At 73.0% G+C, this 10,618-nt stretch carries 10 protein-coding genes; all 10 read left to right on the plus strand.

Annotation, left to right across the window (positions count from 1 at the left end; genetic code table 11):
* The first annotated feature begins 184 nt into the window (after window positions 1–184).
* The 10 genes from rpe to GT045_RS40480 all read left to right on the plus strand — a co-directional run bounded on the left by rpe (window position 185) and on the right by GT045_RS40480 (window position 10,475).
* A complete protein-coding gene (gene rpe, locus GT045_RS17815) occupies window positions 185–871 on the plus strand; it encodes a ribulose-phosphate 3-epimerase (protein WP_161292551.1) in 687 nt (228 codons plus the stop codon).
* 124 nt (window positions 872–995) lie between these two features.
* Complete coding sequence (locus GT045_RS17820; RefSeq protein ID WP_161292577.1) at window positions 996–2,006, plus strand: sugar-binding domain-containing protein; 1,011 nt, start codon at window positions 996–998, stop codon at window positions 2,004–2,006.
* Between the two features lie 50 nt (window positions 2,007–2,056).
* On the plus strand, window positions 2,057–2,464 hold the full coding sequence (locus GT045_RS17825; RefSeq protein WP_161334775.1) for a ribonuclease domain-containing protein: 408 nt from the start codon (window positions 2,057–2,059) through the stop codon (window positions 2,462–2,464).
* Entirely contained in the window at window positions 2,461–2,790 is a 330-nt protein-coding gene (locus GT045_RS17830; protein WP_161292555.1) for a barstar family protein, read from the plus strand. Before GT045_RS17825 ends, GT045_RS17830 begins: the two co-directional genes overlap by 4 nt.
* Window positions 2,791–2,922: 132 nt before the next feature.
* Window positions 2,923–4,365 (plus strand): GuaB1 family IMP dehydrogenase-related protein, encoded by a 1,443-nt coding sequence (locus tag GT045_RS17835; protein WP_161292557.1) that lies wholly within the window; start codon window positions 2,923–2,925, stop codon window positions 4,363–4,365.
* A 351-nt stretch (window positions 4,366–4,716) separates the two neighbouring features.
* Window positions 4,717–6,207, plus strand: a complete 1,491-nt coding sequence (locus GT045_RS17840; protein ID WP_161292559.1) for an amino acid permease — start codon at window positions 4,717–4,719, stop codon at window positions 6,205–6,207.
* Between the two features lie 27 nt (window positions 6,208–6,234).
* Window positions 6,235–6,687, plus strand: coding sequence for an Lrp/AsnC family transcriptional regulator (locus tag GT045_RS17845; RefSeq protein ID WP_161292561.1), 453 nt, complete (start codon window positions 6,235–6,237; stop codon window positions 6,685–6,687).
* Between the two features lie 375 nt (window positions 6,688–7,062).
* On the plus strand, window positions 7,063–9,462 hold the full coding sequence (locus GT045_RS17850) for a nitrate- and nitrite sensing domain-containing protein (protein WP_161334776.1): 2,400 nt from the start codon (window positions 7,063–7,065) through the stop codon (window positions 9,460–9,462).
* Window positions 9,449–9,889 carry a roadblock/LC7 domain-containing protein gene (locus tag GT045_RS17855; RefSeq protein WP_161334777.1) on the plus strand — a complete coding sequence of 147 codons (441 nt, stop codon included), beginning with the start codon at window positions 9,449–9,451 and terminating at the stop codon, window positions 9,887–9,889. Before GT045_RS17850 ends, GT045_RS17855 begins: the two co-directional genes overlap by 14 nt.
* A gap of 7 nt (window positions 9,890–9,896) precedes the next feature.
* A complete protein-coding gene (locus GT045_RS40480; RefSeq protein WP_345942677.1) occupies window positions 9,897–10,475 on the plus strand; it encodes a DUF742 domain-containing protein in 579 nt (192 codons plus the stop codon).
* The last annotated feature ends 143 nt before the right edge of the window (window positions 10,476–10,618 follow it).

Below are 10,618 nucleotides of genomic sequence, written 5' to 3' on the forward strand. Positions count from 1 at the left end.
GGCCCGCGGCCGGCCGGCCCCCGGCGACCCGTCGGCGACGCCCCCCGGCGGCCCGTCGGCGACGCCCCCCGGCGGCCCGCGGACAGCGGCCGCCTCCGCGATCCCTCCCACCGGCCGGCAGCCGAACCACCACGTCAAGGGCCCGCCGCTACAGCCCGGCGCGGCGGCATGGCAGGCTTGGCTCATGGCCGTGCAGATCAACCCCAGCATCCTGTCCGCCGACTTCGCCCGTCTCGGGGAGGAGGCCAAGGCGGTTCAAGGCGCCGACTGGCTCCACGTCGACGTCATGGACAACCACTTCGTCCCGAACCTCACGCTCGGCGTGCCGGTCGTGGAGTCCCTGGCCCGTGCGACGGACACCCCGCTGGACTGCCACCTGATGATCGAGGACCCCGACCGCTGGGCGCCGCAGTACGTGGAGGCGGGGGCGTCTTCGGTCACCTTCCACGTGGAGGCCGCCGCCGCCCCGGTGCGGCTCGCCCGCGAGATCCGTGCGAAGGGTGCCCGCGCCTCGATGGCGCTCAAGCCCGCCACGCCGATCGAGCCGTTCGAGGACCTGCTCCCGGAACTCGACATGCTGCTGATCATGACGGTCGAGCCCGGCTTCGGCGGCCAGGCGTTCCTGGACATCATGCTGCCGAAGATCCGCCGCACCCGTGAGCTGATCGGCAAGCACGGCCTTCAGCTGTGGCTGCAGGTGGACGGCGGTGTCTCGGCCTCGACGATCGAGCGGTGCGCGGACGCCGGAGCGGACGTGTTCGTGGCCGGCTCGGCCGTCTACGGGGCACAGGACCCCGCGGAGGCCGTACGCGCTCTGCGCACGCAGGCGGAGGCGGCCACCGCCCAGGCGTCCTGGGCATGCGACCACTGAGCCACGGCGAAGTGAACGCTTGAATGAAGGCCGCCCATCAGGGCGGATCAGTCGCCCCGAATCTGCAAGGATGAACGGCGAATCCAGAGTGTGAACAAGCAGTGAGGAGATCGCCGTGTCGGGTATGTCGGCGGGCCGGTCAGCCATGCGGATGGGACCCGCTGAGCTGGTGCAGGCGGCGGCCATGGCCCGCCGCTTCTACCTCGAGGGCAAGTCCAAGATCCAGATCGCGGAGGAGTTCGGCGTCAGCCGCTTCAAGGTGGCCCGGGTCCTGGAGACGGCCCTCGAACGGGATCTCGTACGCATCGAGATCCGTGTGCCGGCCGAGCTGGACGCCGAGCGCTCCGACGCGCTCCGCGCCCGGTACGGCCTGCGGCACGCCGTCGTGGTCGAGTCCCCGGCCGAGGCCGAGGAGACGCCCGACCCCGAGAACCTCGGCGAGGTGGCCGCCGACCTGCTCGGTGAGCTGGTCGACGAGGGTGACGTGCTCGGTCTGGCCTGGGGCCGGTCCACCATCCACATGGCGGCGGCGCTGGACCGGCTGCCGCCGTGCACGGTGGTGCAGCTGACCGGCGTGTACGACGCCGGGACCGCCGAGCGCGGTTCGGTGGAGGCGGTGCGCCGGGCGGCCCAGGTGTCGGGCGGTGACGCGCACCCCATCTACGCGCCGATGCTGCTGCCGGACGCGGCCACCGCCGCGGCCCTGCGCAACCAGACCGGGCTCGCCCGGGCCTTCGAGTACTTCGACAAGGTCACGGTCGCCTGTGTCTCCATCGGCTCGTGGGAGCCGGGCATCTCGACCGTGCACGACATGCTCAGCGACGAGGAGCGCGCGCACTACGCCTCGCTCGGGGTCGCCGCCGAGATGTCGGCCCACCTCTTCGACGCCGACGGGCGCCGGATCGGCCGGGACCTCGGGGAGCGCTGCATCACGGTCAAGGCCGACCAGCTGCGCCGTGTCCCGGAGGTCGTGGCCATCGCCGGCGGCCAGCGCAAGGCGTCCGCGATCGACGCGGTGCTGCGCTCCGGGCTGGTCACCAGCCTGGTCACGGACACCTCGGCCGCCGACTACCTGATGACGGCGGGCCCGACGCCGAAGCCGGCGCTCAGCCGCGCGGACCCGGACGGGGTCTGACCGCGGGTCGCGCCGCCGTGGCGACGGGACGGCCGTGGCAGCATCGGCGCATGCTGCCACGGCTCGTCCCCCGCGCTCTCGCGGGACTGCTGGTCTGTCTCACCGTCCTGCTGTCGGGCTGCTCGTCCGCCCCGGGCGGCACCACCGCCCCGGGCATGTCCACCCCGGCGTGGGCCCGGGGCACGGACACCGTCCCGGCGTCCCGGTTGCCCGCCGAGGCCCGCCGGACGCTCACCCTCATCGACCGGGGCGGCCCCTATCCCTATGCCAAGGACGGGGTCGTCTTCGGCAACTTCGAGGGGCACCTGCCCGGACACCGGCGCGGCTACTACCACGAGTACACCGTGCCGACACCGGGAGCACGCGACCGCGGGGCCCGGCGCATCGTCACCGGGCAGGGCGGCGAGATCTACTACACCGATGATCACTACGAATCGTTCCGGGCGGTGCTGAGATGACGGAAGACCTGGGCGGCCGGTACCCGGTCACCCTCGACCTGGACGGCGTCACGGGCAGAGCGGGCCTGATGGACCGGGTCTCCCGGGCCCTGTCGCTGCCCGACTGGTTCGGCCGGAACTGGGACGCGCTGGCCGACTCCCTCGCCGACCACACGGTCTGGCCGGAGGCAGCCGTGGAGCGGGGACTGCTGATCGTCGTACGCGGCTGGCGGCCGTACGCCGAAGCGCGGCCGGAGGAGTGGCGGACCGCCGAGGAGGTCTTCGCGGAGGCGGTGGACCGCACCCCCTCCCTCACCGTGGTCCTCGCCCTTGGAGGAACCTCCTAGGTGATCGACTGCCACCCTGGAGGTTCTGTCAGGGCACGGCACCGGCCACGACATGGGAGAATGAAGTACGTGCTCTTTCCCCCTGGCACACCTGTCCGGGGGTCACCTCTGATCGACTGGGATGTGCGGCACGTGCGTTTCCTCAATGACCTCCAGCCCCCGTACGACCTGACGTACGACGACGTGTTCATGGTGCCGAGCCGCTCCGCGGTGGGCTCGCGTCAGGGCGTGGACCTCAGCTCGCCGGACGGCACGGGCACCACCATCCCGCTCGTCGTCGCCAACATGACCGCCATCGCCGGCCGCCGGATGGCCGAGACGATGGCCCGCCGCGGCGGCCTCGTGGTCATCCCGCAGGACATCCCGATCGACGTCGTCACCGACGTGGTCTCCTGGGTGAAGAGCCGCCATCTGGTGCTGGACACCCCGATCGTGCTGGCCCCGCACCAGACCGTCGCCGACGCTCTGGCACTGCTGCCCAAGCGGGCGCACAACGCCGGTGTCGTCGTGGACGACGAACAGCGGCCCGTCGGTGTCGTCACCGACGCCGACCTCTCCGGTGTCGACCGCTTCACCCAGCTCGAAGTGGTCATGTCCAAGGACCTGCTCCTGCTGGACGCCGACATCGACCCGCGCGAGGCGTTCAACACCCTCGACCAGCACAACCGCCGCTACGCCCCGGCCGTCGACAAGGACGGCAGGCTCGCCGGCATCCTGACCCGCAAGGGCGCCCTGCGTGCCACGCTGTACACCCCGGCCGTCGACGCGCAGGGCAGGCTGCGGATCGCCGCCGCCGTCGGCATCAACGGCGACGTGGCGGGCAAGGCCAAGCAGCTGCTCGACGCGGGCGTGGACACGCTCGTCATCGACACCGCGCACGGCCACCAGGAGTCGATGATCAACGCCATCCGGCTGGTGCGCGCCCTCGACCCGCAGGTGCCGATCGCCGCGGGCAACATCGTCTCCGCCGAGGGCGTCAAGGACCTCGTCGACGCCGGCGCGGACATCATCAAGGTCGGTGTCGGCCCCGGCGCCATGTGCACCACCCGCATGATGACCGGTGTGGGCCGGCCGCAGTTCTCCGCCGTCCTGGAGTGCGCCGCCGAGGCGAAGAAGTACGGCAAGCACGTGTGGGCCGACGGTGGCGTCCGGCACCCGCGCGACGTGGCGATGGCCCTCGCGGCCGGTGCGTCCAACGTGATGGTCGGCTCCTGGTTCGCCGGGACCTACGAGTCGCCGGGCGACCTCCACCACGACGCGGGCGGCCGCGCCTACAAGGAGTCCTTCGGCATGGCGTCCGCGCGTGCGGTGGCCAACCGCACGTCGGAGGAGTCCTCGTACGACCGCGCCCGCAAGGCGCTGTTCGAGGAGGGCATCTCCACCTCCCGCATGTTCCTCGACCCGGCCCGCCCGGGCGTCGAGGACCTGGTCGACTCGATCATCGCGGGCGTCCGCTCCTCCTGCACCTACGCCGGTGCCGGCTCCCTGGAGGAGTTCGCCGAGAAGGCGATCGTCGGCATCCAGAGCGCGGCCGGCTACGCCGAGGGCAAGCCCCTGCACGCCAGCTGGAGCTGACCGGCACACCTCGTCCGTACGGCCCCCGTTTCGCTCCCGCCCGCCGGGAGACCCGGGGGCCGTCGGCGTTCCCGGACCCGCCCCGGCGGGCCGCGGTGCAACGGTCGGCAGCCCGGGCGCAACGATCTGTCATTCGTCCGCGATGAACGCAATGATCATGCGGGGACACGCAAGGTTGCTGCATTACGCCCGTGAAGGTCCGCCTCGTAGGGTGCTGCGCTAGTACGTGGTGTGGCGGGGACTCCGCTCGGCGGGTTCCTGCCTTCGCAGGCCCTTCGGTCCCCAGCCGCGCGGGCCGGCGTCGCCGCCGGCCCGGCCACGCAACCGACCGGCAGCGATAAGGAGCCACGCGTGCTCGACCATGGCGCACCCCCGCAGAACGAGATTCCGGCCGCCCCAGCGTCCCCGGGCGTGGCCGTGCGCCTCATGCGTCGCAAGCCCGTGGAACGGCTGGTCGCGGAGGGCGGCCAGGGCGAAGGAGGGCAGCTGCGGCGCTCCCTCGGGCTGTGGCAGCTCACCATGATCAGCATCGGCGCCACCCTCGGCACCGGTATCTTCGTCGTCCTCGGCGAGGCCGTCCCCAAGGCGGGCCCGGCCGTCACCCTCTCCTTCGTGATCGCCGGCCTCACCGCGCTCTTCTCGGCGCTGTCCTACGCCGAGCTGGCCGGCACCATCCCGGTCGCGGGTTCCTCGTACTCGTACGCATACGCAACGATGGGTGAGCTGATCGCCTGGGTCTGCGGCTGGTGTCTGCTCCTCGAGTACGGCGTCTCCGTCGCCGCCGTGGCCGTCGGCTGGGGCGAGTACCTGAACGAGCTGCTGGACGGCACCATCGGCGTGACCATCCCGGACGCCCTGGCCAACCCGCCCGGCGTCGACGGCGGTGTCTTCAACCTGCCGGCCCTGGTCGTCGTCCTGCTCGCGATGACGTTCCTGCTCGGCGGCGCCAAGGAGTCCGCGCGGGCCAACACGATCATGGTGTGCGTGAAGATCGCCGCGCTGGTGCTGTTCTGCGCCATCGGGTTCATGGGCTTCAAGTCCGGCAACTACGACCACTTCATGCCGCTCGGCATGGCGGGGGTCAGCGCGGCCGGCGCCACCCTGTTCTTCTCCTACATCGGCTTCGACGCCGCCTCCACCGCCGGTGAGGAGGCCAAGGACGCCCAGCGTGACCTGCCCCGCGCGATCATGCTGTCCCTGGTCATCGTGACGGCCCTGTACGTGCTGGTCGCCGCCGTCGCCGTCGGTGCCAAGCCGTGGCGCCAGTTCGACGACTCCGAGGCCGCCCTCGCCCAGATCATGAAGGACGTCACCGGGCAGAGCTTCTGGGGCACCCTGCTGGCGTTCTGCGCCGTCATCGCGATCGCCAGCGTCGTCCTCACCGTGCTCTACGGCCAGACCCGCATCCTCTTCGCGATGTCCCGCGACGGACTGGTGCCCAAGATCTTCGCCAAGGTCCACCCGAAGACCGGCGCCCCGCGCGCCAACACGGTGATCGTCTCCGTGTTCTGCGGCGTCCTCGCCGCCGCGATCCCGCTCGGCCAGCTGGCGGACGCCACCAGCATCGGCACGCTGTTCGCCTTCGCGCTGGTCAATGTCGCCGTCGTGGTGCTGCGCCGGACCCGGCCCGGGATGAAGCGCACCTTCCGCGTCCCGCTGGGCTGGGTGCTGCCCGCGCTGGGCTTCATCTGCTGCGCCTGGATGATGGCCAGCCTGTCCGCCGTGACCTGGACCGTGTTCGGTGTCTGGATGGCCGTGGGCCTCGTGTTCTACTTCGTGTACGGCTATCGCCGTTCCCGTCTCGCGACCGACGAGGACCTCGCGGTGACGGCAGAGAAGTGACCGAACCGAAGAAGTGAACCACCCCCTGTGCTGAACGATCTCGACGAACGCATCGTGCACGCCCTCGCCGAGGACGCCCGCCGCTCCTACGCGGACATCGGGCAGACGATCGGCCTGTCCGCGCCCGCGGTGAAGCGGCGCGTGGACCGGCTGCGGGCCACCGGAGCCATCACCGGATTCACCGTCCGGGTGGATCCCGCGGCCCTCGGCTGGGAGACCGAGGGGTACATCGAGATCTACTGCCGCAGCAACACCTCACCGGAGACCATCCAGCGGGGTCTGGAGCGCTACCAGGAGGTCGTGGCCGCGTCGACCGTCACCGGCGACGCGGACGCGATCGCCCAGGTCTTCGCCTCCGACATGCGCCACTTCGAGCGGGTGCTGGAGCGGATCGCGGGGGAGCCGTTCGTGGAGCGGACCAAGTCGGTCCTGGTGCTGTCCCCGCTGCTGCGCCGCTTCTCCTCCGGGGCGCCGGGGTAGGGCACGGACTCCGGGCCCGGGCGCTGCTCCGCGGCCCTGAGCGCCGGCGGACCGCTGCCGATCGGTGTACCGTCCCCCGCCCCGGTCGGGGCGGCCCCCGGCCGGACCGTACGGGAGAGCCCGGCCGGGGTCGTGGCAGGGGGCTGTGCGGCCTGGTCGCGCAGAGCCTGGCCGGGGTCGTGGCAGGGGGCTGTGCGGCCTGGTCGCGCAGAGCCTGGCCGGGGTCACGGCAGGGGGCTGTGCGGCCTGGTCGCGCCCGGACTGAGGGTGGTTGAGCTGGAACTCAGGGTTACCGCAGGTCACCATTGCGGTGCGGGGTGACCGTCCCGTATGTTGGCCCGCACTCTTACCGACAGGTAACACCGGCAGGTACCCATGCGCTGGCCCCTCGGCCGTCCCACCACCGTCCGGACCCGGATCGTGGCGCTCGCGCTCGCCCCGGCCCTCGCCCTGATGGCCCTGTGGAGCTTCGCCATGGTCTCCGTCACCGCCGAGCTGCGCGCGCTCGTCCGGCTCCAGGGGGTCTACGAGGAGTTCGGCACCCCCGTGGACACGGCGATCGGACAGATCCAGATCGAGCGCCGCATGTCCGCCGCCTACCTCGGCGCCCGCCCCGACCCGGCCGCCGCCGGGAACCTGCTCGGCCAGCAGCGCCGGACCGACCGGGCCGTCGACGCCATGTGGCAGGCGGTCCGCGGCGGCGACCGGGACCAGCTCACCGCCCGGCAGCGACAGGCCCTGGACGCCATGGCCGGTGCGACGGACCGGCTGGAGGGGCTGCGCTCGCTCGTGCTGGCCCGGCACATCTCCTGGGACCGGGCCGTGGCGGAGTACAGCGCGCTCGTGGAGCCGGGCTTCGACGTCCAGTCCACGCTCACCGCCCTCCAGGCCGGCCAGCTCGCCCGCGAGGCCCAGGTCGTCGTCGAGCTGGTCCGGGTACGCGAGTTCGTCTCCCGCGAGGACGCCCTGGTCGCCGGGGCGCGGGCGGCCGGCACCCTGACCGACCGGCAGTACGACGCCCTCACCGCGACGATCGAGGACCGGCGCGTCTTCGAGCGGACCTACGTGCCCGACCTGCCCGCCGACTCGCGCGCCCTGTTCGAGCAGTTCCGGCGCGACGAGACGCACCGCTCGCTGGAGCGGGGCGAGGACGCGCTGCTGCGGGCCGGTGCCGACGGGGCCGGCCGGGCCGTCGCGGCGGACACCTGGCGGTCGACCACCGACCGGGCCGTCAAGCGGTACATGCGGCTGTGCAGCCGCGCCGCGGAGAACTCGGCGGCCCGTGGCCGCGGCTTCGCCTACCGGGAACTCACCAAGGCGGCCGTCGAGGGCGCCGTCGGACTGGCCGCCGTGGGGCTGTCCCTGTGGTTCGCCGTCCGGGGCGCCCGGCGCGTCTCACGCCGGCTGGAGACGCTGCGGGACGCCGCCGACCTGCTGGCGCAGCGCCAGCTGCCCGACGTGATGCGGCGGTTGAGCGCGGGCGAGGACGTGGACGCGGTCACCGAGGCGCCGCCGCTCGCCACCGACGAGGTCCGTGACGACGAGATCGGGCAGGTCGGCCGGTCCTTCAACACCGCCCGGCTGGCCGCCGTGGAGGCCGCCGTCCGGCAGGCCACACTGCGCCGGGGGCAGTTCGCGGTGCTGCTCACCATCGCGCGACGCAACCAGGCGCTGGTGCACCGGCAGCTGAAGCTCGTCGACACGCTGGAGCGGCGCACCGACGACCCGGACGTGCTGCGCGAGCTGTTCCGCATCGATCATCTGACCACGCGCATGCGCCGGCACGCCGAGAGCCTGATCATCCTCTCCGGCGCCGCACCCGGCCGCCGCTGGCGCCGGCCCGTGCCGGTGGCGGACGTCGTCGCCTCCGCCGTCGGTGAGATCGAGGACTACGGGCGTGTCGTCGTGCCGCCGATGCCGGAGGTCGGGGTGGCGGCGGAGGCGGTCGCCGACGTCGTCCATCTGATCGCCGAACTGCTGGAGAACGCCGCGGTGTTCTCACCGCCGCACACCCAGGTCACGCTGCGCAGCGGGCGCGTCGGCGACGGGTTCGTGGTGGAGATCGACGACCGCGGGCTCGGTCTCGACGCCGAGGCGCGCGCGGAAGCCCGCCGCACCCTCACCGACCCGGACGCCTTCGACCCCACCCGGCACGACCGGCTCGGCCTGTACGTCGTCGGCCGTCTCGCCGCCCGCCACGGTATCGAGGTCAGCCTCAAGGACTCCCCGTACGGGGGGACGACGGCGGTGGTCCGCCTCCCGGAGGGCGTGCTGGCGCAGCGGCAGCCGGAGCCGGAGCCGGAGCCTGTGCCGATTCCGGTGCCGGAGCAGAATCCGGTTCCAGAGCAGATTCCGGTTCCAGAGCCGGAGCCGCGGTCGGCCTCCACCTCTGCCTCTGCCTCCGGCCCGGTTCCGCGGTCGGCCTCCGCCTCCGCCTCTACCTCTGCCTCCGGCCTGATGCCGCGGTCGGCCTCCGCCTCCGGTCCCGTGCCGCGCTCGGCCTCCGACGCCGCACCCGAGGCGATGCCCGCTCCCGCCCTGCCCATCCGAACCCGGCAGGCGTCGCTCGCCGCGGAACTGCGGGACGAGCCGGCGGCGGACGATCCCGGGCGTGAGGTCGACGCCGAGGAGATACGCGCGATCTTCGGCGCCTTCCAGCGCGGCCTCGACCGTGGCCGCAAGGGCCTGCCCGCCCCCCGTGCCGGCCGTGCCGCGAGCACCGGCCCCGCGAACAGCCCCGCCGACGAAGGGACGGACACCGATGACGAACGGTGACGAGCAGACCGCGCAGCAGCCCGCAGCGCCCGCCGGCGCTCCGGGTACGGATCTCGGCTGGCTGCTGGACGACCTCGTGGCCCGCACCGAGCACGTCCGCCAGGCCGTGCTGCTGACCGCCGACGGCCTGCCGCTGAGCAGCTCGGACGGTATGCGCCGACGGGACATCGAACATCTGGCCGCCGTCTGCTCCGGCTTCCACGGCCTCGCCGGTTCCGTGGGGGAGCGGTTCGGCGCGGGCGAGGTGCGCCAGACGATGGTGATGCTGGACGAGGCGTACCTCTTCATCACCCCGGCCGGTCACGGCAGCCGGCTCGCCGTGCTCAGCGAGGCCGGCACCGACGTCGGCCAGCTCGCCCACGAGATGGCGCTCCTGGTCCGCCGTCTCGGCACCCACCTGGACGCCGCGGCCCGGACCCACTCGTGATCCCACGGTGAGGGACGAGCACTGGTACGAGGACGAGACCGGGTCGTTGGTGCGCCCCTACACCGTGACCCGGGGCCGCACCCGCCCCCCGGCCCGGCACGCCATCGACCTGATGTCCCGAGTCACCGCAGTGGCCCCACGGGAGCCGACGGACCCGGTCGAGCCGACGGCCCCGCACAAGGCGGTCGCTCCGGACGAGCCGACGGCCCCGAACGAGCCGACGGCCCCGCACGAGGCGGTCGCTCCGGACGAGCCGACGGCCCCGCACAAGGCGGTCCCTCCGGAACTCGCGGTCGTTCCGGATGTGCCGGTCGCCCCCACGCCGCTCCCGGCCCCCGCCAGGGCGGTGGCGCCCGATCTGCCCCACGCCCCCGCCGCGCTGCTCGACCTGATCCGGCGCGGCCCCCGCCCCGTCGTCGAGCTGGCCGCGGACGCCGATCTGCCGTTGACCGTCGTACGAGTGCTGCTCGGCGACCTGGCCGACGCGGGACTGATCCGTATCGACCCGCCCCGCCCCGCGGCGGTCGCGGGAACCGCCGCGCCCGAACTGCTCCAGGAGATCGTGAACCGGCTGAAGGAGCTGTGAGCCCACGAGGTGCGATGAGCCGCCCACCTGTTCCGCCGGCGGCGCACCTGTTCCGCCGGCAGCGCACCGGTTCCGCCGGCGGCGTGCCGGTCGCCACGTCGGCCGGCAGGACTCCTCCGGCCGCGGCCCGGCCGCCGCGGCCC

Origin of the sequence: Streptomyces sp. SID486, assembly GCF_009865385.1 — a bacterium.
Taxonomy (GTDB): Bacteria; Actinomycetota; Actinomycetes; order Streptomycetales; family Streptomycetaceae; genus Streptomyces.